Below are 25,032 nucleotides of genomic sequence, written 5' to 3'. Positions count from 1 at the left end.
CGTGGGGTCAGCGTGGGGGCTTGGGGGCGAGCGTCGGTGGCCGGCCCGCGATGATCCGCCCCTGGTTATCGAGGCTTTGGCTCGCCCTGTCCCAGTAGCCGCCGTGTCCGCTGGTGTCGATCTCGATGCGCTGGCCGCCGAAGACCCCGTTCTGGGGGCCCTCGCCGAACACGGTGCCGGTGAACGTCTGGATGAAGTCGTCCTTGGCCGTGCCGACCCAGACATGCCCGGGGTCGATGTTGAGCTCGGACGCCTTGTCCACTCCCATTCCCGGGCTACCGAGCGCGATGATGTCGTCGACGTTCGCACCGCCATCGCGCGCGGCCGCGCCCACCACGTAGGTCCCGTAGCTGTGGCCCATCAGGGTCAGGTGCGAACACAGGCCGTTGTCGCCCTCGGCCACACGCAGCCCCTTGGTGAAGTTGCGCAGAAGCGGTGCCCCGGCATCTCCCCGGTCGGTTTCGGCGACGGTGCCGTCCAGCCAGTTCGGCGTCTCATAGCCGAGCCACGAGACGACGGCGACGTTCGCACCGCCGTCCGTTTCGTCCTCGGCCGCCTTCTGGAGGCGCCGGATGTGGTCCATCTGCCCCGGCACCCCGGCGAACACCGTTCCGGTGCCCGGCACGAAGACCGCCGTGTGCTGCGACTTGTCGGGGTTCCCCGTCGAGACGATGGCCCGGCCGTTGTGCGCCTCGGGATCGATTCCCAGCAGGAACATCCGGTGGTTCTCGGGGTTCCCGTCGGACGCCGCCAGCTTCCTCCTGATCTCCTCCATGGCGTTGATCCGCGACTTGTACTCGTCCTCGTCGATACCGAAGTCGCCGGGCTTCCCGCTTCGGTAGGCGTCCAGCTTCTCGTCGAGCACGAGCCGGTTGGCCTCGTCCCGGACGGTCGTGGGAAGCCCGTCGAGGCGGCCGATCTGATCGGGGTGCAGGGCCAGGTAGGCGTCCTGCTGCTCAGGGGTGAGCCCCTTCCACCAGGACGCGGACTTCTCCGGGTCCTTGCCGTCCGGGATGTAGGGGTCGACCAGTCCGAGGTCCTGCATCGCGGCGGCGGCCGCGTTCTTGGCCCCTGCCAGCGCACCGTTCACCTTGGCCGGGTCGAGGGCGTTCGAGCTGAGCCGGCCCAACGCCGTATTGCCCTGGTCACTTGCCGTCTGGGCGTCCTTCAGCGCGGTGTTGATCCGGTCCTGGAAGCTTTTCATCTCCGACCCGAGCTGCCGGCGCGCCTTCTGCGCCTCCGGGTCGTTGTGCTCCCCCTTGCCCTCGGGCGGGAGGCTGACGACGCCCTCGGCGGACACGTCCAGGCCGGCGTCCACCGCACGGTTCACGGCGTTGGTGAGGTTGGTCTGCGCCTGGTACATGCGGTCAGCGACGGTGTTCAGCACCAAAGCCGCGGTGTCCGCCTCCATCTTGACGACGTTCAGGTGCTGTTCCGTCTTCGCCAGGAACGCCAGCGCGGCCTTCGCGTCCTCGCCCTCCCAGTTGCCGACCAGCGGACCGTCCACCTGGCTGCGGTGCCGCTGGCCAGTGCTCTCCGCGGCGCGGCCGAGCGCCGTCCAGGTCTTCGCCGCGTCGTGCAGCCCGTGCGGGTCGAACTTCACCAGGAGCTCATACGCGCTGGTCACTTGGCCGCCTGCGGTGCAACAGCCCACGCGCCGGCGACGGCCTGGTCTTTGTGCTCGTGCGCGGCCGCGTTGGCCTCCAGGTTGGTCGCGGTGTTCACGAGACGCTGCTGCAGATCGCCGAGTGGCTTGGACCAACCGGTGCCCAACTGCGCGAGTCCACCCGCGATCGACCAGCCGGTCAGCTGCCCCGACACGGTGGCACTGGTGTTCACCGCGTTCTGGATCGGCGCGCTGAACTCCTCCCCCAGCGTCTTCGCGATACCCGCGGATGCCCGTAGATCCGCCGGCTTGACCACAACCTTGCCCGTGGTGTTGTCAGCCACGTGGACTCCCCTCCCCGAAAACGAATGCCTGAGCCCAACCCCCGCAGAACCCTAGACAGGCGACGCGCGCTCCGCATCCGTACAAATACTCAGATGCTACTGCGGACCGCACAGGCGGTCAGGGTTACGCAGGGAGCACCGGCCCTGGGCCCGCGCAGCCGGGCTCAGGAGTGCCAAGCCGCGGGCAGAGCGCGACCAGTTTCTCGACCGCGTCCGGCCGAGCAGTATCCCTACCACGGGGACGTCGTGCCCGGCGGGATCAAGCAGGTCGGCGACGGCCGTGCCTACCGCTTCCGGGGCGACTGGGCGAAGAACCTTCGAGAGTGACGCAGAAGGCACGCCACCTTGTTGGGGCTGACTACCTCTCGATAGGCGTTTCCCGACTCGACGGATCAGCCCCGGGTCGGGCGAGTCGGCTGCTGAGGTCGGCGAGCCGGGGTGGTGGCCGGACGTCAGCCTATGCGGCATCGGGGCAGACGGCAGGGGCAGGTCCAGCAGGGCCCTTGGCGCTGACCACGGCTGTGAGCGCAGAGCACGTCGTGCCCTCAGCCGTCCTTGTGGCCTCTGTCCGCGAGGTCTGTGATTGGCGCCGGCTCCCGGCTCTCAACTGGAGAGTGGGTGCTGGCCGCGTTGGACTCGAAGGTCGGCCCAGCGAAACCGTTCTGGCCCCCGGACGGGGGCCAGAACGGTTTCGCTCATCAAGGCCTCGCGATCGCCGGGCAGGCCGTAGCGCGACAGCGCGGTGCGCAGCTCGTGCAGGGGGGGTCGGCCCCGACGCGGCCTGGGCCTGGTGGTCAGGCTGTGCGGTCACCTGGTCCTCCTTGGTGGCGGCTGGCCACCGGTTCAAAGGCAGAGCCGCCCTTCTTGGCCCGCGCCCGCGGTGACAAAGAAGTCAAGCGCGCCGCCACCGCAGGCCCTGATTCAGCGGCGCCAGTATCGGTGCTGGAGTCGGAGAATCTCCCGTTGCCAGTGCGCGCGGACGGCTGCATCGTCGGAAGGCAGGTCCCGGCCGAGGCACCTGCTCAGGTCCCGGTACAGGGCCAGGGCCCCGGTACCGCCCGCAGCAAGCAGCGAGGAAAGCATCGGCTCGTTCGCCGAGGTGTCCTTCTCGACCTCCAGCAGCACCGCCAGCCGATCGTCCGGGCCCAGAACTGGCACAGACCCGCCGAGCTGGCGACGCAACACGGACCAGGAGATGACGGCCTGCTCGCGAGCGGCCCGCTCCAGCCCCCGGCGCACTGCAGCAACGGCCTTGGCCAGCTCGGCAGGCGAAAGCCGCATCTGGCCAGGGCCTCCCGCACGACCACCGGCCGGGCAGGCCCCGGCAGCCGGCTCCACCTGTGGTTCGGCCGCCATCACCGACCGCCGGCGATCAGACGCCGACAGACCTGCGGAACCACCCCCGGGCCGACGCTCGCCAACCGGCTTGGAGCTCACCGACGGCGGCTTCGCCGACCGGGCACCCGGGCGTAGCCGTTCCGCCTTGGCGATCCACTGGTCCACTTCCTCACGCTGCCGCCTCGAGACCCGGTGCGCCGCCGTCGTCGCCATCTTGACCATCTCGTCGACCAGGCGCACCAGCTCACGGGTCTCCAGGCGCGCCTCCCGGCGCTGCAGGTCCGCGATCATGCCGGTTATCCGGTGGTGCGCTGTCTCCGACAGGCTGATCTGCGGCTGGGCCGGAACGGATCCGGCGAAGCGCTTGCGCTTGAGCTCAGTCTCGCGGGCCTTCGCGGCGGTGCGCTCAGCCCGGGCGGCCTGGGCCGCCTGGCGCTTCAGGCCTTTGAGAAACGCGGCGGCCCTAGCGGAGATCTCGTGCTCTTCGGTGGTGCGATCTCGGGCGGCCTTGAAGTTCACCTGGACGAGCAGGGAGTTGACTGCCTGCTCGTCCAGGTGATCCACGGCCTGCGCCAGCCGACCGAACAGATCCGCGCGCAGGCGCTTCTGCCGCTCCAGCCACTGCCGAGCCTGATCCAGCAGAGCGGGGACGATCTGGGCCTCGCGACCCTCGTGTGGGCCGCTTGCCCGCACAGCGCGGCACTCGGATTCCAGGATCAGGATGGAGCCCGACCGCAGAGCACCCTCGAGGCGCTGCGCGGCGGTCGGCTTCTGCGCAGGTGCGAACGCGGCAGGCCGCCAGACGGTGTGCTCTGCCACGGTGAGGATCTCCTCGACGGCGGGGGTGCGGAAGCCGTCAGGGGACATGTGGCACTCGTCGAGGGCGAACCACTGGGTCTCCCGGGCGGGGGCCTGGGTGCCGATGCGGACCTTGCGGGAGGTGCCGGCGCTGTCCAGACGGACCCGGTGGACGTACCTGCGGCGGACCAGAGTGTCGATGTCGACCGGCACCGTCGTGCCGAGGATCGGCTCGATGAGGTCGTCGTCCCACACGGGTGCCACCGAGTCGTCCAAGTGCAGACGCAGCCCGCGGTCCTGGTGCTCGAAGGCGATGTCGACGACGGAGCCGAGCGGTTCACGAAGGTGGACGGTGCCTTGGTGGTCCTGTTCGAGGAGCCAGGTCGTGGCGGCGGACTTCATGTAGAGGTGGTCGGCGCTGGACACGTCCCGGGCCCTGCGCTCGCAAACGTGCAGGCCGGTGGGGTCGGGGAAGTGGGCGAAGTGGCAGACTCGGTCGGTGTAGAGCTTTGTTGTCAGCTGGTCACCGCAGCCGCCGAGCAGTAGTCCGCACCAGAACGTGTCCTCGGCGTGCTGCCGGCGGAAGGCGTCCAGCTCGATCGCTTCCAGCGGAAGAATCAGCGGCTCCTCCGAATCCGCGCTGCCCAACACCGCCGTCTGGATCCGCCGCTTGTCATCCGGCAACGACAACCCCCAACTCGCGCCTGACCGTGGCACTTTATCGTGCCACCACGCCGAACCGGGCACCGAGGAAAACGCAACTTCCCCTTGGCCCGGCCCGATGCCGGGGTCAGGGCGTCGGCGGTGACGTGACTTGACAGACGACGACGATTCCCAGGCACGGGACGACGTAGTAGTCGAGCAGGCCGCCGGCGACGTCGAGGTAGCGCATCGGCTCGCCACTGCCCTGGTAGGGGGTGCCGTCCAGGTAGAGCGCTTCGGCGGCGCGGCCGAGTTCGGCAGCCCGCTGCTCAACAGCGGCGAGGAAGTCGGCCGGGGCATCGGCGGTGACGTGCTGCTCGCTGAAGCCCGATCGCCGCCGCTTCGGGCCTGAGGCTCGCATGCCGAGCAGCCCCCGCGAGCGCGCGGCCGACGAGCCACGGGACATACGGGTGACCGGAGAGCAGGAGCGACTCCCGCTCGCGCGGGGAGGACGGGGTCGGCGTAGGTGCCGGGGTAACACCGGTCGGCTGACCCCCGCTCGCTCGGGGAGGACGCATCCGCATTGAAGCGAAGTTGCATGGCTACCGGCTGACCCCCGCTCGCGCGGGGAGGACATGCCGATCGCGCCAGTGACGGTGTTCCAAAGCGGCTGACCCCCGCTCGCGCGGGGAGGACCATGCCAGCCTGTGGATAACTCCGGCATTCGGCGGCTGACCCCCGCTCGCGCGGGGAGGACCGCCGTGGGAGACCTACACCAACAAGTCGTACCGGCTGACCCCCGCTCGCGCGGGGAGGACTCGCCAATGCCACGCCGGAGACACTCCAGCGACGGCTGACCCCCGCTCGCGCGGGGAGGACACGGTGCGATCGCGGTCCTCGAACTCGGCGACCGGCTGACCCCCGCTCGCGCGGGGAGGACGTGCGCTGGCGGGGCAGGCGGATCGGCACGTGCGGCTGACCCCCGCTCGCGCGGGGAGGACCCGAACACGATCCTGCGTGCCATCGGTGCTCCCGGCTGACCCCCGCTCGCGCGGGGAGGACCGCATCATCACGCCGGACAGCGACAACTACGGCGGCTGACCCCCGCTCGCGCGGGGAGGACTCTGTAGCGGTTCCGCTACCGGGGAAGCCCACCGGCTGACCCCCGCTCGCGCGGGGAGGACGTGCGAACTCATCGGTACTAAAACCGGAGGAGCGGCTGACCCCCGCTCGCGCGGGGAGGACCGCCAGAAATCGCGGTTGCAGTAGAGCACAACCGGCTGACCCCCGCTCGCGCGGGGAGGACCACTCCTGACCACCAGTCAGCCAAGATCAAAACGGCTGACCCCCGCTCGCGCGGGGAGGACACCGCACGGGAGATCCTCCACGACCAGATCCGCGGCTGACCCCCGCTCGCGCGGGGAGGACCATGCTCACTTCCCCTCGATCGTGCGCCGCAGCGGCTGACTCCCGCTCGCGCGGGGAGGACTTCACCGAGGCGGACCGGCTCAACGTGCAGGACGGCTGACCCCCGCTCGGACGGGGAGGACGGCCAGCCCGCCAGCTCCACTTCGGCCGGCTCCGGCTGACCCCCGCTCGCGCGGGGAGGACCGACGCGCACGGGCCGCCTCCGCCCGCTCGTTCGGCTGACCCCCGCTCGCGCGGGGAGGACACCACGACGCTGTGCAGGACGACGACGACATCCGGCTGACCCCCGCTCGCGCGGGGAGGAGGCTCAACGGTCACCGGGTGCGTGCCCGGGACCGGATGACCCCCGCTCGCGCGGGGAGGACAGTCGCTCGGAGCCATCGCGGCTGCTGCTGGTGGGCTGACCCCCGCTCGCGCGGGGAGGACGTCATGGGAGCCGCGTCCCTCGCGGGCGTCGCCGGCTGACCCCCGCTCGCGCGGGGAGGACGACAACGAGTCCCGGATCGACCTGGGCTCCTACGTCCTCCCCGCGCCCGCGGGGGTCAGCCGGTCAGCGGTTTCCTGACGCACTGGGTCGGCCAGTCCTCCCCGCGCAGGCGGGGGTCAACCGGTCTACCGGGGCAGGCCGGAGGATTGTTGGTGGTCCTCCCCGCACCCGCGGAGGTCAGCCGATCAGCGTTTTCCCCGAACCGTGGGGCGTGCGGAGGCCAGTCGGCGGTCTTTCCCAAGCCCATCCCGGCTGACCCCCGCGCAGACGAGGAATGCCACGACCGCGAGGCGAGCGCGCGGCAGCCGCTCCTACGCGCGCTCCGTCGGCCGTACCAGCAGCAGCCCCGCACTGTAGGAGCGGGCGCGGCCGACACCGGTGGCGAGGGCGTCGGTGAAGGCGTGCGGGTCAGTGACAGTGAGGGCGCCCTTGATCTCGGCCCGGCCGATCTTGGCGCCCTGGTGCTTGGCGCTCAGGCCGAGCTTGGGAAGCATCCGGATCGCCATGGTGTCCGGATCGCCGTCGGCGCCGATGCGGCGGACTCCGGCCGGGCCGACGCGGTCGGCGCCGACGGACTGGAGCCGGGCGGCGAACCACTCCTTGACGTGGCGGGGGGTGGTGTCGGAGAGCCGCTTGCGGACGACGGTGCCGTCACCGGCGCGGGTCTGGCGGTCCCGGGTGGGGTTGACGACGATCCGGAAGCCGAAGGTGTCGCCGGTACGCACGGTGGTGTCGACCGGGAGGAGGCCGATCTTGTCGGCGAGCGCGGCCCGCGGGATGGAGGACCAGTCGGGCTGGACGCGCGACTGCACGATCACGACCAGGCTGTTGTTCCTCAGGTCGAGCGTCCAGGTGTTGAGGATGCCCATCTGGGCTCGCGGGTCCGCCTCACCGGGCTCAGTCCAGCCGTAGAAGCCGGACATGACGAGCCGGTGCATGACGTGCGGATCGAGGATCGCCTTCTGCGCCAGGGCGTGGGTGGCGTCCAGGTGCAGAATGCTGTGGCAGGCCACGAAGCGGGCGGTGTCGGTGGAGGCAGTGGTCACAGCAGGTGATCCCATCCGATGGACTCGCCGGGTTCGATGCGTACGCGCCGCTCCCAGCGGGGCGCGTAGGACCGGTGCACGGTGTGGAAGCTGACGGGGTGGTCGGCGACGGAGGAGGCTCCGGCAGTGCCCGGGGGCACCTCGGTCCACGTCCAGGGGCGTTCGGCGGTGGCGTTCGGCAGCAGGCGGGTCCGCGCGAGGACCTCCTCGATACCGCCCTCGTGGACGCCGCCGGAGATCTCGCCGGCGGGCGGGCAGTTCTTGCGCCCGAGCCACAGCAGGCGCCGGGGTTGTTCGAGGGCGGTGGCCAGTTCGTCCAGCAAGTCCTTGTCCGTGTGCTCGACGACGGCGACGAACGCGGCGTCCGCCAGGTAGCTGCGGCTGGTGATCATCGGGTCGCGCCCGACCTTGCGGGCGAGCAAGGGACCGCCCTCCGGGTCGGGGGCGATGCCCTTGGGGGCGCCGTACCAGCCGGTGACGGACAGGGCGGGCAGGGTGCCGAACATCGGCCCGGTGGCGGCCTCGAGGGCGGTGGAGGCCTGCTGGGCCCGCCGGTGGTCGGTGATCAGGTCGCGCGGGCGCAGCGGGTACCTGCCTCCGCCGACGGTGTGGTGGTCGCGCACGGCGGTGCCGGGCCGGTCGGCGCGGACGGCGAAGCGGAGTTCGTCGAGCGGCTTCAGTGGCCTGGCAGTGTCGTGCGGATCGACCGGTTCGTCGCGGGAGTATCCGGCGGCGGCGGCGAGCAGGCCGATGAAGCCGGACTTGGTGGGCCTGAGGTGGGTGTCGCGCCGGTCGAAGCGCGCCACCAAACCCCAGGCCTGGAGCGGCCCGGCGAGCCGGGCCAGGAGGACGTACGGCTGGGTCACGGGGCGGTCAGCTCCTCGGCGGTGCCGGCCTCGGCAGCGGCCAACGTGCCGGCGGCGGACAGCTCGTCCAGGAGGTCCTGGATGCCGAGGTCGTAGGTGAGCACGCGGCCGCCGGCGATGTCGGAGCGCTTGCGGGTGACGAGCCGGTGGTGCTTCAGGAGCCTCTCGGCGGCGGCGCGGCTGGCACCGCCGCTGGCCTGCTCGTCGATGGGGTCCTCGAAGACGGCGGAGTAGTTGAAGGGGCGCTTGCCGTCGAAGGCGAGGACCAGTTTGGGCAGGGAGCCGGTGGAGGCGGTGGTGTTCTTCTTGGCGGCGGGCATGGCGTCGATGAACGCCTCCACGAACTGGCGCTCGGCGGCGACGGCGGCCTCGTCCGCCTTCTCGGCGCTCATTCCGCCGGCCATCAGGTTGACGCGCAGCTGGACGCGGTCGAGGGCGGCGTGCCGGTAGAAGGTGCCGGAGATGAGGGACTGGTAGCCGGTCATGCCGGCGCCCGCGTCATCGGCGGCGTCGAGGTAGTCCAGGGCGTTGGCCTTGCGGCGGATCTTGGAGTCGTCGGCGGCGCTGTAGAAGTCGTCGATCTGGGCGGCCGCGTGCACGGTGAAGGCGGGGCCGGTCATGATGGCGCCGTCCACGTTCGGCGAGTCCGCGATCTCCGCGAGAAAGCGGCCGTAGAGGGCGATGTCGATGGCGTCCCGAGGGGCGAGGGCCGCGAGCACAGCCGCGCGCACGGCCTTGGGAAGGGCCGGGATGCCGGTCTCGGCGGCGCCCTCCTCGACCTCGACGGGCAGGGCGTCCTCGTCGGCCGCCGCCGTGCGCCGCTTGCTCTTGGCCTTGGCCTTGGCCGTCTCCGCGGCCTTGCGAGCCTCCTCGAACTCGCCGACCCAGGAGACGACCTCGTCCCGGTTGGCGTGGAGGAACCCCGCCAGCTTCGCCCCGGCGTCCTCGGGGGCGAACAGCAACACCTTGGTGAGGTTGCGGGTGCGCTCCTTGTCGCCGAACTTGAGGCCCACGCCCTCCAGGACGGCCTTGGCAACGGGCAGGGCGTCCTGCTCCTGCCAACCGAGGCCGCGCAGCGACTCCGCGGTGAGCAGCGCCCACTCGCGGGTGCGGATGCCCATGGTGTAGCTGGCCAGGGCACCCTCGCCCGCGTTGGCCTTCTCGCGGCCGAGGGTACGCTCGGCCCGACGGCGGGCCTGCGAGGTGATCAGGTTCCGGGTCTCGCCACCGAACGGGATGGTCTTCGCCATGCCGTTCTCGTCGCGGACCGGCAGCACGGCGACCAGGCTCTCGAGGGCGTGCAGGGACAGGAACTGGTGGCCGTCGAGCCGCTCGGCGACGGCGCTGGTCCGGATGATCGTCATGTCGTCAGCCGTTCTTCTTGGCGGGGTATTCGGGGGTGTAGAAGTCGCGGGCCCAGCCGTACGGGGTCTTCCTGCCGGGCGCCTTCCACGCGGCCAGGTCCTCGGCGAGTCGGTCCCAGGCGGGTGGAGTGACCTCGCAGGCGCGGGCGCGCTCGACGGCGTGGTGCAGGTGGCGCACGGGGAGCTCGCGGGAGGCCACCAGACGGTCGAGCAGGCGCTTGGCGCCGGGGTCGTCCTTTCCCCGGCCCGCCGGGGAGCCGATGCGGCGCAGGGCGTCGCCCATCGAGCCGAAGCCGGCCTGCGGCACGCTCTTGCCAGCGTGGTAGCGGGCGAAGAGGAAGGCGACCTTCTCGAAGACCGGCCGGTGGTCCTCCTCGGGGCTGAAGGAGGCCGCCCGCAGCCGGGGTTCCGACAGGGCCTCGGGGCGACGCAGGTCGGCGAGGCGGCCGTAGTCGTGGGACCACACCAGGCTGCACAGCCAGTTAGTGAGGCGCTGTCCGGGGGTGCGTTCGGGCGCCTCGGGTGCGACGGGTTCGCAGTCCAGGAGCTCGAAGAGGTCGAACGGCAGCTGCTGAGGGTCAGGCACGCGGGGGCTCCTTGAGGTACGCGGGGCAGGTCGGACCGGTCAGCCGCTTCCGAAGCCGCTGCTCCGCCTGGGCCCGGGCGTTCATGCCGCGCCCGTCGGGCGGCAGCGACCTCAGGCGGTCATGGAGGACGGTCTTGGTCAGGTTCCGGATCTCGGTCCCGAAGGCCTCGAGGGGGCCTTCCCCGGGGTTGGTGCCGCAGCTCACCTCGGACATCAGAGCGAAGAAGTGGTCGGCCGCGCCCGCCCACAGTTCGGGCTCGGCGTGGAAGCGCTTGAGCTGCTTGGCCTTGTCGGCCGGCTTTGGGTTGGGGTAGGCCGCGTCACGGGCGGCGACTGCGGCCGTATAGAGGGACTTGGCGGCGTACTCGCAGATCGCCAGGCCCTCGTCAGCGGCCTCCTTCAGCTTGTCCTCCTCCCCGGGCACGTACGGATATGTGCCCGACGCCCAGGCGGTGGCCGTCGCCTGCCGGGAGATCAGGCCGACCGCGACGAGGTCCACGCGGCGGTCCCGCAGTCGCGCGAGTCGGTCGTAGAGGTCCGCTCCCTTGGTCAGGTCCTGGGAGGCCGTGGCCGCGGCCGCGTACACGGCGTGCGACTCCCGCCACAGCGCCCGATCCTCGCTGGGACGCAGGGGCAGGACCTTCCCGTCCTTCCGCGTCTTCTCCAGGACAGCGTCCTGGAGGTACATCGGCGGCAGCGGGTCGAGCAGTTCGCCGGCCGCCTGCAGGACCCGGTCGACCATGACCCTGCCGTCGACCAGGACAGGGCGAAGGAGGATCGAGCGTCCGAGGAAGGAGTGGAGGTCGGCGGGGCCGTCCGGCTGCCGCGACACCTTGCGGGCCCGGAAGGTGCGCCTGCCGGCTCGGCCGTCGGTCCATGAGTAATTGAAGGTCCCAGTGCGCTTCTCCCCGGTGGGCGTCCTTTCGCAGGGGGCCAGGTTCAGCCGAAGCGTGTCGCCGAGCGTCGGGCCCGTGGCCACCACGCGGATCCGGGTGCCGAGCCGTCCGACGGCCTGGTAGGTCAGCTGCGGGCCTAGCCAGTCCGACTTGGCCATCGCCCGACCGCCAAGGCCGTACGCGTGCTGGGTCAGCATGGCCCGGAAGGCGACGTCGGGCGGCATCGGTTCGGGGCTGTGCAGGTGCACCTTGTCGAAGAACTGGTTGTAGTCCCCCGCGCGCTCGATGACGAGCTGCGCGGAGCCCACCCCGTGCTCGGCCATGAACGGCGCCAGCAGGACGTTCTGCCCGAGCGGGCGCTCGGGGTGGAAGAGGTCCCAGTGGTCGTCAGGCTGCTCGGCCAACCAGTCCGCCGCAGGTCTCAGCGGCTGCCGGGTCTCCACCCAGTACTGCCACTCATCGGCGTCCACGGGCGCGTGGCCGGCCGCGTAGAGGATCGCCATCAAGTACTCGAGCACGGCCACCTCCTCGCCGGGAGTCGAACCGACCAGTGCAGCGAAACTCTCCGCACCGCGCAGGAGGTCGACCAGCCCCACGTGTCGCACCTCAGGCTGCCGCCCTTCCCAAGCCACTGTCAGTGCCGCCTGGAAGGCTTCCGTACGGGGATCCCACGGCCGGTGCGGATCTCTGGATTTGATCAAAACTCGGCACCTCCTTGTGATCTGATGCTCAATCACATCGAGACTCTACTGACCGGGGAGGCATTCGGGTGACGAATTCTCAGAAAATCACCGTTTCGAGGGTCGCGGTCTGGGGTAAGACCGACCAGCTGAACCTCCGTGGTGACACGTGCGGGACGCCGTGGAACCCTCTCCTCGCCCACCTGCTCGATGTCGCCGCCTGCGCGGGAGAACTCTGGGACCGCTACCTCGCCCGGCCCGTCCGCGACCGCCTGGTCGAGGCCCTGGGAGCGGGAGACGCCGACACCGCCCGCCGTAACGCCATGTTCTACGCCGCCCTGCACGACTTGGGGAAGGCCTCGGCCTGCTTTCAGCTCCAGTTCGCCCGCACACCGCGTCGACACCTGCGTGAGGCCGGCGCCAAGTGGCTCCGACTGGCACACCAGGTGGGGCTCCCCCTCCCCGCGGACCACCGCGCGGCCTCCTGGATCCGGCACGAACACATCACCGCCTTCCAGCTCCCCCGCCTCCTCGGCTGCACATGCCGGGACTGCGGCGGCACCGGCGAGCGGCACGACGGCCTGCACCGGATGGCTCTGCTGCTCGGCGGCCACCACGGACACATCCCCAGCGCCGACACGGTGCAGCGGGCCAAACGCGCGGTCCGCGACGGCGCGTGGGACGACCTCCACCGGTACTTCGTCGACGCCCTCGCCGACCTCCTGGAGGTCGACCTCGCCCTGCTGGCGGACCGGACCACCCTCGAACGCCCGGCTACCCTCCCGGTATTCGCCGGCCTGGTCGTCACCGCGGACTGGCTCGCCTCCGACGAGCAGCGCTTCGCCTACCGCCGGACCGACGAATCGGCCGCGCAGTGGTGGGAGCAGTCGAAGAAACAGGCCCGCGCCGCGTTGACCGCGCTGAGGCTCGACGCCTGGAGCCCGAAGTCCACGACCTGGGCGGAGCTGTTCCCGCGCACCCCGACGCCGCGCCAGTTCCAGAACGCGGCCATGGCCGCCGCCCCGGCGCAGGGGCCGGTGCTGGCCATCGTCGAAGCCGGCACCGGATCGGGAAAGACCGCGCTCGCCCTCTGGTACGCGCACCACCTCGCCCGTACCAACGGCTACCACGGCTTCTACACGGCGATGCCCTCGCGCGCCGCCACGGACCAGGCCGCCGTCGAGCACATTGACTTCCTGACCGAGGCGTTCGGCACCCCGGGCGAGGCCAACCTGGCCATCGTCCACGGCACGGCCGAGGCGACCGAGAACGTCGGACGCCTTCTCGACGCGGGGGACGCGGGTGACGCGACAGGCCGTCCGACCGACTTCACCGAACTGATCCCGTTCATCGAGCCCACCCTCTGCGAGCACGACGACGAGGCCCACTCCACCCGCGCGGTCCTCGACCCCTGGTACCTCAGGCGCTGCGTCGGCCTGCTGTCCACCTTCGGGATCGGCACGATCGACCAGATCGCCCTCGCCGCCCAACGCTCCGAGCACTGGTTCCTGCGTCTGTTCGGCCTGGCCAACAAGACCGTGGTCATCGACGAGGGGCACGCCTACGAGCTCTTCCAGGAGCGGCTGCTGGAGGCGGCCGTCGCCTGGCTCGCCGACGCTGGTGCCTCAGTGGTCGTGCTGTCCGCCACCCTCCCCAGCGCCACCCGTGAGGCGCTGGTCCACGCGTGGTGCCGCGGTCATCGCACCACGCCACAGCCCACCGACACCCGTGGCCCCGTCACCCTCGTCGACCGGCACGGGCAGCTCACCCACGCCTCCCCTGACGAAGCACCGCCCCAGCTCCATACCCGGGTCGAGCTGCGCCCCGACCCCGGCCCGGTCGTCCTCGCTGGCCACCTCCTGCACGAGGCCGCCACCGGAGGCATCATCGCCGTCGTCCGCAACCGCGTCGACGCCGCCCACGACCTCTACACGCAGGCCCGGGCCGAGGCCGCCGAACACGGCTGGCATCAGGACGAGATCGTCCTCCTCCACGGCCAGATGCTCTCCCGCGACCGGCTCCCGATCGAGAGCCGGATCCGCAGGCTCCTCGGCCCGGCCGAGAACCGGACGGCCCCTAACCCCGACCGGCCCCACCGTCTCCTCATCATCGCCACCCAAGTTATCGAGCAGTCCCTGGACCTGGACAGCGACCGCCTCTACACCGACCTCGCCCCCGTCGACCTGCTCATCCAACGGCGCGGACGCCTCCACCGGCACGCGTCCAACGACGCCCACCGCCCGGCCGGGATGCGTGCCCCGCGGATGACCGTCCTGTGGCAGCCCGACCACTCAGGCCTTCCCCTCGTCCACCCGCCGACCGGTACCGGCCCCGGCAATCCGGACGGCCACGTCTACGCCCCCTACGCCCTGGCCGCCACCCACCACCTGCTCGACAACATCACCCACGAGCCGGCCTGCCCGGAATGCCAGGAGACCCGCGACACCGCCCCCGGCATCCCCATCGCATGCCTGTCCACCCCGCGCGACAACGAACGCCTCATCGAAGCCGTCTACAACCCCGGGCCCTTCGCCGGCAGCCCGATGGGCGCCCTGCTCTCCGAGGCCTGGAACGCCTGGATCGCCGAACACGACAACCACGAGAACACCGCCTACGCCCGAGCCCTCCAGCCCTACCTCCTCGACGGCTCCCCCACGGACATCGACCGCCTCAAGAGCGGCTCAGCAGAGGGACAGGGCGACGACGGCAGCGCGGGGCTCGCCGCCCGCTCGCGCCTCGGCGAACCGACCACCGACGTCATCGTCCTGTTCCGCCAGCAGGCCGCCGGCGCGGGCCGCCCCCGCCTCTACTACAGCTACGACCAGGGCGGCCTGCATGAAGTGGACTCCAGGTACTACCGGGCCCGCGACGACTCCGTCCGCAACGCCCGACGCGCCCAGGAGCGGGACCGGCTGCTCAACACCGTGCCGATCCCGCACAGCTGGTTCCGACACCTGCCGCCCGTCGAGAGGTGGTACACCCTCAGTGGCGTCCGCATCAACCGACGGCACGTCATCGTCTTCGCTCCGGACGGTGCCTGCCTCAGTGGACCCGTCGGACGGCTGCGCTACAGCCCGACCCGAGGGGTGCACCCCATCCACCGGCCCTGAGGCGATACGCTGCCCCCTCCTACTCCCAGTGAACACCGGGGTGAGCCGGAGGTTCCGAGCTCCGAACCGCTACTCCCCGCGTCAGCGGGGATCAGCCGTTCGGCCAGGCCGAGGACGACCGCGCCGTTACCTCCTCCCCGCACCCGCGGGGGTCAGCCAGTCTTCACCAACGGAGCGGTTCCACCGGCCGAGTCCTCCCCCGCGCCCGCGGGGGTCAGCCGGCCATGGCCCGAGGCGGTTCCTACGTTGGATAGTCCTCCCTGCACCGGCGGGGGTCAGCCGGAAGACGGCCCGATCACGCGGATTCAGGTCCAGTCCTCCCCGCACCCGCGGGGGTCGGCCGCGCACCGACACCGGCGGCAGCCAGGTGGAGTTGTCCTCCCCGCACCCGCAGGGGTCAGCCGCCCGGGCCCTGGACCTCCTGCTGCTGGATGGAGTCCTCCCCGCGCTCGCGGGGGTCAGCCGCCCGCCAACATCGAACCACTCGACATCCTGCGCTCCTCCCCGCACTCGCGGGGGTCAGCCGCGGTCGGCGATCTCCTTGTTGCTGTAGTCCAGCTCCTCCCCGCACTCGCGGGGGTCAGCCGGCGTTCCCGATGATCAGGAGTGCCCAGTTCTTCTCCTCCCCGCACCCGCGGGGGTCAGCCGGTCGAACTCACTTCCGCGGGCCCTCAGATGGACTCCTCCCCGCACCCGCGGGGGTCAGCCGCCGGTTCACACGTACGGTGCGGTCAGTGACGACTCCTCCCCGCACCCGCGGGGGTCAGCCGCCGAGCACGATCCGGGTACCGGGCGGGACCGGGTCCTCCGCGCGCCCGCGGGGGTCAGCCGTCGCCGACCCGGTTGTCTGTCATCAGGCGGTCGTCCTCCCCGCGCAGGCGGGGGTCAGCCGATCAGGGCCATCGCCGCGCCGGAGCCGGCCAGGTCCTCCCCGCGCACGCGGGGGTCAGCCGCCGTCCGCGTAGGGGTGGAGCATGGAAAGGGCGTCCTCCCCGCGCACGCGGGGGTCAGCCGGATGAAGCGGAACCGGCGCCCGGGCTCGTAGAGTCCTCCCCGCGCACGCGGGGGTCAGCCGCCAAGGCGCTCCCAAGCCATCTCCCGCGGCAGGTCCTCCCCGCGCACGCGGGGGTCAGCCGCAGCACCGCCGAGGTCCGCAGACCGAGGACTAGTCCTCCCCGCGCAGGCGGGGGTCAGCCGGTGTAAAGGGGGATGCCGTCGATCGCGCCGGGGTCCTCCCCGCGCAGGCGGGGGTCAGCCGTGGGTCGGCGGCCTGTTCATGGTCGCCCTGGTGTCCTCCCCGCGCAGGCGGGGGTCAGCCGCACGATGGTCTGCCGGGTGCGTATCCGGTGATGTCCTCCCCGCGCAGGCGGGGGTCAGCTGTCGTGGTGACCGTCCGCCGGATCCTCTACACGGTCCTCCCCGCGCACGCGGGGGTCAGCCGGAGCAGGCGCGGCGTGGGAGCCCGACTCCTCCCCGCACCCGCGGGGGTCAGCCGGCTGGCGACGTCCTCCCCGCGCAGGCGGGTCAGCCGGAGCAGCTGGAGGAGGCCTCGCACACTCCGGAGTCCTCCCCGCGCAGGCGGGGGTCAGCCGTGGGCGGATACGTACGCTCGCACGACGTCCATGTCTCCCCGCGCAGGCGGGGGTCAACCGTGCCAAAGCACCTGGAGGTGGGAGAACTCCTCGTCCTCCCCACGCAGGCGGGGGTCAGCCGGCCACCGGCAGCGCGAGGATCGAGCACCCGCAGTCCTCCCCGCGCCCGCGGGGTCAGCCAGCGGCGGTCGGGGGTCCGGTCGGCGTCGTACCCTCCTCCCCGCGCGAGCGGGGGGCAGCCGGAGACCGCGAACTGGGCGCGGTCGGTCATCAACTCCTCCTCGCGCGAGCGGGGGTCAGCCAGCCGGGTACTGCTGGGCGTCGAATGGGATGATCTCCTCCCCGCACGTGCGGGGGTCAGCCGCCGCGGGGGAGGTGCACACGGTGGCCATGGCCCTCCGGGGTCAGCCGACCGACTCCACGGGCCAGGACAGTGTCTGCTACTCACATGCGGGGGTCAGCCGCGGACGTGGCCGGTGTCCGGCTCGTACTGCAGCTCCTCCCCGCACATGCGGGGGTCAGCCGGAGTCGGTCTTCCACTCCTCACCACGCGGGTCCTCCTCCCCGCACATGCGGGGGTCAGCCGTTGAACGTCTGCTGGATCTCAGCCCAGCCGTGCTCCTCTCCGCACATGCGGAGGTCAGCCGCCGAGCTGGACGTCGGTCGCCCGGTAGAGCAGGTCCTCCCCGCACCCGCGGGGGTCAGCCGCTGATGCTCGGCATCCCGACGTCGCTGATCCAGTCCTCCCCGCACCCGCGGGGGTCAGCCGAACTCAAGGGCTACACCCGGGCCCACCCCGAGGTCCTCCCCGTACCCGCGGGGGTCAGCCGGGTCAGCAGCTGCTCAATCCGGTCGAGATGGCGTCCTCCCCGCACCTGCGGGAGTCAGCCGTCGCCGAGGGCGGAGAGGGCTGCGCCGTGGCGGTCCTCCCCGCATCCGCGGGGGTCAGCCGATGTAGGCCAACGACGTGCCGGTACATATCGCGTCCTCCCTGCGCCGCGGGCGTCAGCCGGGCATGACCGCTCGGCATCACGCCCACCCCCTCTTCCTCGCAGGCCCGGGGATCATTCCCCGCCAGACTCCCGACCAGCTACGGTAGGAGCCGTGGGTGTCCGGTCGAACACACCACAGCCAGGCCGGAGGAGGCGAACCGTTGAGCGCGCAGCCGATCGCGTACGCGGACGTGAATCACGAGGCCGCGTTGAAATACGCCGTGCAGCTCATCGATCACCGGTGGGCCCAGGTCATCGAGGGGCGGATCGTCCTGGTGTCACCCACGTGGGACCACGAGAACGTGGCGGCGAAGGTCCGCCGCCAGCTCGACCGCCGCGTCGATGAGCTCGGTTGCATCAGCGGGTCCGGGAACCTCGACCTGCCAGGCTCCCCCAACTGGTACATGCCTGACCTTGCGGTCATTCCCGAAGACCTGGCCAAAGGCGCGGGCGCTCTCACCCCCGACCAGACCCTCCTGGTCGTCGAGGTCACCTCCGAGTCCAATGGCGACACCGACCGTGTCACCAAGCGCAAGCGCTACGCCCAGTACGGTGCCCCGCTCTACTTGCTCGCCGACCGGCAGAACCGCGCCTGCACCCTCTTCTCCGAGCCTCACGACCTCGGCTACGCCGTCATCGACGGCCCCCACCCGTTCGGGACCGCGCTCCGGCTGCCGGAGCCGTTCGATCTGATCCTGGACACCACCGCGTTCTGACCACACGAGGCCAGCCGACACACCAAGCCCAACCGGCCAGTCAAGAAACAGCAAAGCCGCTGCTGCGCCGCAGGCCAGAAAGCCTCCTCCCCGCGCGAGCGAGCGGGGGTCAGCCGACATCAGCAACCACTCGACACGGACACGACAGCTCCTCCCCGCGCGAGCGGGGGTCAGCCGCCCCTACAGGCATCCTGTAGTCAGCTTCAGAGCTCCTCCCCGCGCGAGCGGGGGTCAGCCGCCGTTGCCGAGACCGACCGTCACCTCGGTGGCCTCCTCCCCGCGCGAGCGGGGGTCAGCCGCGCACGCGCCAGCCGCTGCCGGCCTCGGCGGTCTCCTCCCCGCGCGAGCGGGGGTCAGCCGAGCTCCCACCCCCCGGTCCGGGGAGGCGGGCCTCCTCCCCGCGCTAGCGGGGGTCAGCCGTCCGCGAGCGCGCCGCCCAGCTCCTGTCAGTACTCCTCCCCACGCGAGCGGGGGTCAGCCGTTCTACCCGGAGTGGGTTTCCCGGATCGAGAACTCCTCCCCGCGCGAGCGGGGGTCAGCCGGTCGACATGATGCAGCGTACCCGTACGCGCTCCTCCTCCCCGCGCGAGCGGGGGTCAGCCGTTTGAACGCGGAAGCGCCCCCGACTGTTGAGACTCCTCCCCGCGCGAGCGGGGGTCAGCCGCCGAGCGGGGGCGGAGTGGTTCATCGGGCAACCTCCTCCCCGCGCGAGCGGGGGTCAGCCGGCCAAGTCCGACGGCGCCCACTCCGAGTACTCCTCCTCCCCGCGCGAGCGGGGGTCAGCCGTAGACGCGCTCCACGTCGGCGGGCAGCACCCGCTCCTCCCCGCGCGAGCGGGGGTCAGCCGGACGGCTCCGGCCCGTCGACCGGAACCGGCTCCTCCTCCCCGCGCGAGCGGGGGTGAGCCGGTCGGCGGCCTGGTGGCGGGTCAGCTCGACCACTCCTCCCCGCGCGAGCGGGGGTCAGCCGGGGCCACTCTGTCCCCGGGTGTGTCCACAGAACTCCTCCCCGCGCGAGCGGGGGTCAGCCGGTCATCGAGCAGAAGGCGACCATCACCGTCGTCTCCTCCCCGCGCGAGCGGGGGTCAGCCGCTCTCGACCTTGTGGGTTTCCTCCACGTCCAGCTCCTCCCCGCGCGAGCGGGGGTCAGCCGTCCGTGGCGGCCGCGCAGGCCGCCCCGGGCCGCTCCTCCCCGCGCGAGCGGGGGTTGTCGGCAACGGCTCAAAACGGGCCGGTTCCAGCGGTTCAGTTGTGGGCCATCCGTTGGTCTCGTTGGATGGTGTGCGTCAGTCGTTGTCGTCGGTGGGAACGCGTCCGAGTTCGCGGCCCCGCATGCGGTAGGACTCGCCCTTGAGGGAGTGGACCTCGGCGTGGTGGACGAGTCGGTCGATCATCGCGGCGGCGACGGTCTCGTCGCCGAAGACCTCTCCCCAGCGCCCGAACGGCTTGTTCGAGGTGACGATCACGCTCGCGCGTTCGTATCTGTTCGAGATCAGCTGGAAGAACAGGTTCGCGGCCTCGGATTCGAAAGGGATGTAGCCCACTTCATCGATCACGATCAGCGGGTAGCGTCCGAGCTTGACCAGCTCGTCCTGGAGCCGTCCGGCCTGATGGGCGGCGGCCAGGCGGTCGACCCACTGGGCGGCGGTGGCGAACGCGACCCGGTGGCCGGCCTGGCAGGCCCGGATGGCGAGTCCGGTGGCCAGGTGTGTCTTGCCCGTGCCCGGAGGCCCAAGGAAAATCGCGTTCTCCCGGGCGGCTATGAAGTCCAGTGTGCCCAGATGGGCGAGCTGCTGGCGTGTCAGGCCACGCAGGTGGGTGAGGTCGAGTTCCTCGAGGGTCTTGATCGCGGGGAAGCGGGCGGCCCGGATGCGGCCCTCGCCGCCGTGGCTGTCGCGGGCGGAGACCTCGCGCTGCAGGCAGGCGACGAGGTATTCCAAGTGGGTCCAGGACTCGGCCTGGGCGCGTTCGGCCAGGCGCTCGGCGGCGTCCAGCAGGGCGGGGGCCTTCATCGCGCGGGCGAGGAACGCCAGGTCGGCGGCGGTCTGCCGACCGGTGCGGGCGGCGCGTGCCTCGGGTGGACGGTCACTCTTGGCGGTGGTGGTGTTCTGGCTGGTGGGGGCGGTGGCTGGGGTCATCAGGGATTCTCCTTTCCGGCTCCGCCCTCGATGAGGGTGAAGATACGGTCGTAGGTGGCCAGCTCGCGCTGCTCGACCTCGACGCCGAGGCCGTCGGGCGCCATGAGCGCGGCCTGGGCGGTCCGTGCGCGGTCGGCCCGTTGCTGCCAGACCTGATCGCGCAGATGCCGGGCCGCGGCGACGTGCTCGGGGTCGGTGATCGACTGGTGGCGGGCCCAGCAGCGGGCATGGCGGGCCACCACGTCCTCGCCGCAGGTCACGGTGATCTCCTCGGTGTCGGCCCGGACGGTGACGAGGCGGCCGATCGCGCGGGGGTGGACGGAGTAGTCGTTGGTGTCCAGGCGGATGTAGTGGTCGCGGCCCAGGCGGGTGCGAAGCGGCCACCAGGTCGGCGGGTGTCGGCGTACGAGTCAACATGCACCACCTTGTACGAGTGACTGTGCACCAAAGTTAACGCGGTGAATGGCTGTTGTCCGTGAGCCTGCTGTCGTCGGTTCGGGCGGCAAGGGAGGCGGTTGACAGTGGTCTTGGACCCGCATCGCTGGTTGGAGTTGAGGCGATATCGCGCGTTGTACGACTCCGGCGCGATGAGCCAGCGGCAGATCGCGAAGGCGAGCGGGTTGAACCGTCGCACGGTCGCGAAGTACCTGTCCGGCCAGGTCCCGGCCGCGCCTCCGCAGCGGGCACCAGGTGCCCTTCCCCGGCCGCGGACGGTCGACGAGATCGCGCCGCTGATCGACGCGATGCTGCGGTCCGAAGTCCTGCTCAAGGGGACGGTGATCCACGAACGGCTGGTCCAGGAGTACGGGATCGCCATCAACTATCAGCGGATCAAGATCTACTTGCAGGAAGCACGGCCCCGGATCGCCGAGGAACTCGGCATCAATCCGGGCGAACTCGCGGGCCTGCACCGCCGCTTCGAGGTCGTGCCCGGCGCCCAGGCCCAAGTGGACTGGGGCGATGAGGGCAAAATTCTCGCCCACGTCGGCATCCCGAAGGTCTACTCGTTCCACATGACGCTGTCGTACTCACGGGACCCGTTCTGCTGCTTCACCACCAGCCAGGACCTCGCGACGTTCTTCGACTGCCACCGGCAGGCGTTCGCACACTTCGGCGGTGTGCCGATGAGCATCGTTTACGACCGCACCAAGACCGTGGTCCGCCGGCACGTCGCCCCCGGCGAGGCGGTCCGGCTCCACCCGGAGGCGGTCGCGTTCGCCGGCCACTACGACTTCGACATCGATGTGCTGGCCGCCTACCGCCCCACCGGCAAGGGCCGGGTCGAGCGCCAGGTGCTGATCGTCCGCGACCACGTCCTGGCCGGCCGGGCCTTCTCCTCCGTCGAAGAGCTCGACGCCGCGTTCACGGCCTGGGTTCCGCTGCGGCGAGCGCGGGTGCACGGCACCCACGGCGAGGTCATCGGCGTGCGCGCGATCCGCGACCACGTGGCCCTGAGGCCGCTGCCGCGGACCCCCTACGTGGTCGCGCAACGCCACCTTCGGCACGTCGGCAAGGACTGCCTGGTCGCCTTCGACGCGAACCTCTACTCGGTTCCCGCCCGCCGGGTCCGCCCGCGCCAGTTGGTCGAGATCCGGGCCACGAGGTCGCAGGTCGTGCTGCACTCCACGGTCCCCGACTCGGCCGGCAGCACCCTGCTGGCCGTCCACTCCCGGGCGGTGGGCCGCGGCGCCCGCATCGTCGACGAGCGGCACTGGGACGGCCTGCCCAAGGGCGACACCAGGCGGGTCACGACAGGGGACGTCATGCCCCGACCCCGCCACGAACGGCGCCTGGCCGAGGAAGCCAGCCCGCTTCGGGCCCTGCTCAACCGGGCCGCTGCTGCCCACATCGAGGTCGGCCGACGTCCGTTGTCTGTCTACGACGAGCTGACCGGAACCCGTCCGTTCACCACCAACTCCAGCAAGAGGGACGCCCGTTGAGCCAGCTGGTCAGCAACCGCATCCGGACCATGGCCGTGAAGCTGGGCCTGCCTCACCTCGCCGAGAGCCTGAACCAGTACGCCAAGCGGGCGGACGAGGCGAAGATGGGCTACCTCGACTTCCTCGACCTCCTCCTCGCCGAGGAACTGGCCGTTCGAGACGACCGCCGCTTTCGCCAGGGCCTGAGGCTGTCGAAGCTGCCGCACCACAAGACCCTGGACGACTACGACTTCTCGTTTCAGCCCGAACTCGACCCGCGCAAGGTCAAGGACCTGGCCACGCTGTCGTTCGTCGAGGCCAAGGCGAATGCCGCCCTGCTGGGGCCGCCCGGGGTCGGCAAGACCCACCTGGCCGTCGCTCTGGCGGTCGCGGCTTGCCGGGCCGGCTACTCGATCTACTTCACCAGCCTCGACGACATGGTCCGCCACCTCAAGGCTGCCGAGGCCGCCGGGCGCCTGACCAGCAAGCTCCGCACCTACCTGCGGCCGAGCGTCCTCGTGGTTGATGAGGTCGGCTACCAGCCCCTTGAACGCACCGAGGCGAACCTGGTCTTCCAGGTGATCTCCAAGCGGTATGAGAAGGGCTCGATCATCCTGACCTCGAACAAGACCTTCAGCGAGTGGGGCCAGGTCTTCGGCGACGAGGTCCTCGCCACCGCCATCCTCGACCGGCTCCTGCACCACTGCGACGTCATCTCGATCAACGGCAACAGCTACCGCCTCAAGAACCGCCTCCAGGCCATCGACCGGGATACCGACGTAGCTTGAGCGGTTGACCCGTCTCACCGAAGTTTGGCTGCTACCTGAGCTGCAAAGCGGCTTCAAGCTGTCACTGGAGCACGGAGGCCTTATCGTCGCTCAGAGCCTGGTAGACGGTCACGATCTCGGCGACAGCGTCGACTTCGATCGGTCCGGTGATCCTCAGCCAGACCAGTTCGGGCAGGTCATCGGAGCGGTCGAGTCAGCCGACCGCCTCGGCGGGCCAGGGCGACGGCAGCTTCGGCAGGTGGATCAGGGAGATCCCGTCAATGAAGATGGGGGCCAGTCCGGGTTCCCACGGGCGGACCGAGCGGAGATCGGACAGCGAGATCACTACATCGGGCTTCCGCGGCCCCCCGCCCAGCCACACATCCAGCGTGTTCTCCTTGCGGTCCTCGTTGGACTCGTCCAACGAGATGCGCTCGATGAAGTAGTTGATGCAGGATTCCAGCATCCGTGCCGCATTCGTGCATCGGTTCTTGAAGGCGTCGGGTGCCCCATGTTCGTCGACCACGGCACGAGCCTACGATGAGCGGAACGGTCCACAGGAGCACTCTTCAGCACCCGGTCACACCTCGTTGAGACGGGTCAGTGGTGCACAGAAGTCCGTACGCACTGGAGCACTCAGATCAGTACACGGACAGCGGGTCGACGGGCGGGATGGCCAGCATGGCCGCTCTGTCCGTCTCCCAGCGGTCGAGGGGCCGGGCATCGATCGTGCGGTGCCTGCGGCGATTGGCGATCCGCAGCCAGGCGGCCAGCTGGGTGTTGAAGTCGCCAGGGCCGGTGAAGGTTCGACCGGGCAGGAAGGACGTCTCCAGGTAGCCGTTGGCCCGCTCGACCAGGCCCTTCGCCTCCGGATCCCGGGGCCGGCAGAAGTGGATCCTGGTGGCGAGCAGTCCCGCCAGGGCGGCGAACTCGCTGGTCGGCCTGCCCCTGCCGACGCCCGGCTCGTTGTCCCAGACCAGCGTCTTCGGGACGGCGCCCCAGCCGGTCAGCAGCCGCCAGTGCCCGTCGATCAGATCGTTGGTCTGCCGTGAGGGCAGCATCCTGGCGGTGATCATCCTGGAGTAACCGGCGACGATGACCAGCACCGGAGGACGCCCGCTCTGGCCGTAGCCGAGCGGGATGTCCGCCTCCGGGAACCACAGATCGCACTGGGCCAGCTCGCCGGGCTCGTAGACCGTCCGCGAGACCGGGTCGACGGGAAGGTAGGCAGGCCGTAGCTCGCGTACCCGCTCCCGCAGGATCGTCAACCCCCGCTCCCAGCCGATCCGCTCGGCGATCACGGTGGCCGGCATGGTCGGGGTCTGCTGCAGCAGCTCGCGGATCCGGTCCTCGACGGTGTCCACCGCGGAGCCCTTCAACGGCCGCTGGTAGACCGGCGGCCGGTCCGAGCCCAGGGCCCGCGCCACCGTGCCCCGGGAGATCCCCAGCTGCCGGGCCACAGCCCGCGCCGATAAACCCTCGGCCCGATGCAGCCGCCGGATCTCGGCCCAGTCCTCCACCCCGATCACCTCTTTCCTCCCTGACTCCCGCTACCCATGAAGTCAGGATGATCAAGAGATCACGAAGTGACCCGCTTTTGATCCGCTGTCCGTGGTCCTCGTTTCACCCGTTGCGTGTGCCACGAATGCGAAAGGAACCGTATGTAGGAACAGTTCTGAAAGCAATGCTGTGCAAGAGATGAAGGTCTTGGCCCTTCG

The 25,032-nt window shown here is 70.8% G+C and carries 16 protein-coding genes, 1 pseudogene and 3 CRISPR repeat arrays; of the genes and pseudogenes, 4 read left to right on the top strand and 13 right to left on the bottom strand.

The genetic code is table 11. The features are described 5' to 3' along the window. Positions 1-7: 7 nt before the first annotated feature. The 9 genes from ACH4J0_RS33965 to ACH4J0_RS33925 form a co-directional block, all read right to left on the bottom strand. The gene (locus ACH4J0_RS33965; protein WP_396244874.1) at positions 8-1,627 is read right to left on the bottom strand and encodes an alpha/beta hydrolase; all 1,620 of its coding nucleotides are present in this window, start codon (positions 1,625-1,627) and stop codon (positions 8-10) included. Further along, positions 1,624-1,950 (bottom strand): hypothetical protein, encoded by a 327-nt coding sequence (locus ACH4J0_RS33960; protein WP_396244871.1) that lies wholly within the window; start codon positions 1,948-1,950, stop codon positions 1,624-1,626. Before ACH4J0_RS33960 ends, ACH4J0_RS33965 begins: the two co-directional genes overlap by 4 nt. A 921-nt stretch (positions 1,951-2,871) precedes the next feature. Further along, positions 2,872-4,833: a hypothetical protein gene (locus ACH4J0_RS33955; RefSeq protein ID WP_396244870.1), complete on the bottom strand. Its 1,962-nt coding sequence runs from the start codon at positions 4,831-4,833 to the stop codon at positions 2,872-2,874. 43 nt (positions 4,834-4,876) lie between these two features. Continuing rightward, positions 4,877-5,149 (bottom strand): hypothetical protein, encoded by a 273-nt coding sequence (locus tag ACH4J0_RS33950; protein WP_396244868.1) that lies wholly within the window; start codon positions 5,147-5,149, stop codon positions 4,877-4,879. A gap of 67 nt (positions 5,150-5,216) precedes the next feature. Further along, a CRISPR array of direct repeats spans positions 5,217-6,643; the repeat unit is 25 nt; unit sequence TGACCCCCGCTCGCGCGGGGAGGAC. Between the two features lie 311 nt (positions 6,644-6,954). Continuing rightward, positions 6,955-7,689 (bottom strand): type I-E CRISPR-associated protein Cas6/Cse3/CasE, encoded by a 735-nt coding sequence (cas6e, locus tag ACH4J0_RS33945; protein ID WP_396244866.1) that lies wholly within the window; start codon positions 7,687-7,689, stop codon positions 6,955-6,957. Next, on the bottom strand, positions 7,686-8,555 hold the full coding sequence (gene cas5e / locus ACH4J0_RS33940; RefSeq protein WP_396244863.1) for a type I-E CRISPR-associated protein Cas5/CasD: 870 nt from the start codon (positions 8,553-8,555) through the stop codon (positions 7,686-7,688). Before cas5e ends, cas6e begins: the two co-directional genes overlap by 4 nt. Next, positions 8,552-9,919 (bottom strand): type I-E CRISPR-associated protein Cas7/Cse4/CasC, encoded by a 1,368-nt coding sequence (locus tag ACH4J0_RS33935; RefSeq protein ID WP_072653757.1) that lies wholly within the window; start codon positions 9,917-9,919, stop codon positions 8,552-8,554. Before ACH4J0_RS33935 ends, cas5e begins: the two co-directional genes overlap by 4 nt. A 4-nt stretch (positions 9,920-9,923) precedes the next feature. Continuing rightward, positions 9,924-10,505, bottom strand: a complete 582-nt coding sequence (gene casB / locus ACH4J0_RS33930) for a type I-E CRISPR-associated protein Cse2/CasB (protein ID WP_396244860.1) — start codon at positions 10,503-10,505, stop codon at positions 9,924-9,926. Continuing rightward, entirely contained in the window at positions 10,498-11,997 is a 1,500-nt protein-coding gene (locus tag ACH4J0_RS33925) for a type I-E CRISPR-associated protein Cse1/CasA (protein ID WP_396244859.1), read from the bottom strand. The genes casB and ACH4J0_RS33925 overlap by 8 nt, the downstream gene beginning before the upstream one ends. 173 nt (positions 11,998-12,170) lie before the next feature. Here ACH4J0_RS33925 and cas3 point away from each other — a divergent pair, with 173 nt between their 5' ends. Both cas3 and ACH4J0_RS33915 read left to right on the top strand, forming a co-directional pair. Continuing rightward, complete coding sequence (cas3, locus tag ACH4J0_RS33920; protein WP_396244857.1) at positions 12,171-15,191, top strand: CRISPR-associated helicase Cas3'; 3,021 nt, start codon at positions 12,171-12,173, stop codon at positions 15,189-15,191. Between the two features lie 20 nt (positions 15,192-15,211). Then, positions 15,212-16,686: a CRISPR direct-repeat array (repeat unit 29 nt; unit sequence GTCCTCCCCGCGCACGCGGGGGTCAGCCG). Positions 16,687-17,936: 1,250 nt separating this feature from the next. Beyond that, on the top strand, positions 17,937-18,491 hold the full coding sequence (locus ACH4J0_RS33915; RefSeq protein WP_396244856.1) for a Uma2 family endonuclease: 555 nt from the start codon (positions 17,937-17,939) through the stop codon (positions 18,489-18,491). 87 nt (positions 18,492-18,578) lie between these two features. Further along, a CRISPR array of direct repeats spans positions 18,579-19,704; the repeat unit is 29 nt; unit sequence CTCCTCCCCGCGCGAGCGGGGGTCAGCCG. A gap of 72 nt (positions 19,705-19,776) precedes the next feature. Here the strand turns inward: ACH4J0_RS33915 and istB (ACH4J0_RS33910) are convergent. Together istB (ACH4J0_RS33910) and ACH4J0_RS33905 are read right to left on the bottom strand one after the other, a co-directional pair. Continuing rightward, positions 19,777-20,628, bottom strand: coding sequence for an IS21-like element helper ATPase IstB (istB, locus tag ACH4J0_RS33910; RefSeq protein WP_396244854.1), 852 nt, complete (start codon positions 20,626-20,628; stop codon positions 19,777-19,779). After that, positions 20,628-21,017, bottom strand: a pseudogene (locus tag ACH4J0_RS33905) (Mu transposase domain-containing protein); the annotation flags it as partial. The gene istB (ACH4J0_RS33910) and the pseudogene ACH4J0_RS33905, both read right to left, overlap by 1 nt. A 132-nt stretch (positions 21,018-21,149) precedes the next feature. Between ACH4J0_RS33905 and istA (ACH4J0_RS33900) the strand changes: the two are divergent. Together istA (ACH4J0_RS33900) and istB (ACH4J0_RS33895) are read left to right on the top strand one after the other, a co-directional pair. Then, entirely contained in the window at positions 21,150-22,568 is a 1,419-nt protein-coding gene (gene istA / locus ACH4J0_RS33900; protein WP_396244886.1) for an IS21 family transposase, read from the top strand. Continuing rightward, positions 22,565-23,335: an IS21-like element helper ATPase IstB gene (gene istB / locus ACH4J0_RS33895; protein WP_396244851.1), complete on the top strand. Its 771-nt coding sequence runs from the start codon at positions 22,565-22,567 to the stop codon at positions 23,333-23,335. Before istA (ACH4J0_RS33900) ends, istB (ACH4J0_RS33895) begins: the two co-directional genes overlap by 4 nt. Before the next feature lie 193 nt (positions 23,336-23,528). On the opposite strand, the gene ACH4J0_RS33890 is transcribed toward istB (ACH4J0_RS33895), so the two are convergent. Continuing rightward, positions 23,529-23,840 (bottom strand): hypothetical protein, encoded by a 312-nt coding sequence (locus ACH4J0_RS33890; protein ID WP_396244850.1) that lies wholly within the window; start codon positions 23,838-23,840, stop codon positions 23,529-23,531. A gap of 115 nt (positions 23,841-23,955) precedes the next feature. Further along, positions 23,956-24,843, bottom strand: a complete 888-nt coding sequence (istA, locus tag ACH4J0_RS33885) for an IS21 family transposase (protein ID WP_396244848.1) — start codon at positions 24,841-24,843, stop codon at positions 23,956-23,958. Between the last annotated feature and the right edge of the window lie 189 nt (positions 24,844-25,032).

The sequence above is a fragment of the Kitasatospora sp. NPDC017646 genome, from assembly GCF_044329365.1.
GTDB lineage: Bacteria > Actinomycetota > Actinomycetes > Streptomycetales > Streptomycetaceae > Kitasatospora.
This window is presented reverse-complemented; position numbering and strand designations above follow the sequence as displayed.

Excerpts from the sequence above, each read along its gene's own strand:
- ACH4J0_RS33950 (WP_396244868.1), bottom strand. The coding sequence starts at position 5,149 with ATGCGAGCCTCAGGCCCGAAGCGGCGGCGATCGGGCTTCAGCGAGCAG.
- ACH4J0_RS33935 (WP_072653757.1), bottom strand. The coding sequence starts at position 9,919 with ATGACGATCATCCGGACCAGCGCCGTCGCCGAGCGGCTCGACGGCCAC.
- istB (WP_396244854.1), bottom strand. The coding sequence starts at position 20,628 with ATGACCCCAGCCACCGCCCCCACCAGCCAGAACACCACCACCGCCAAG.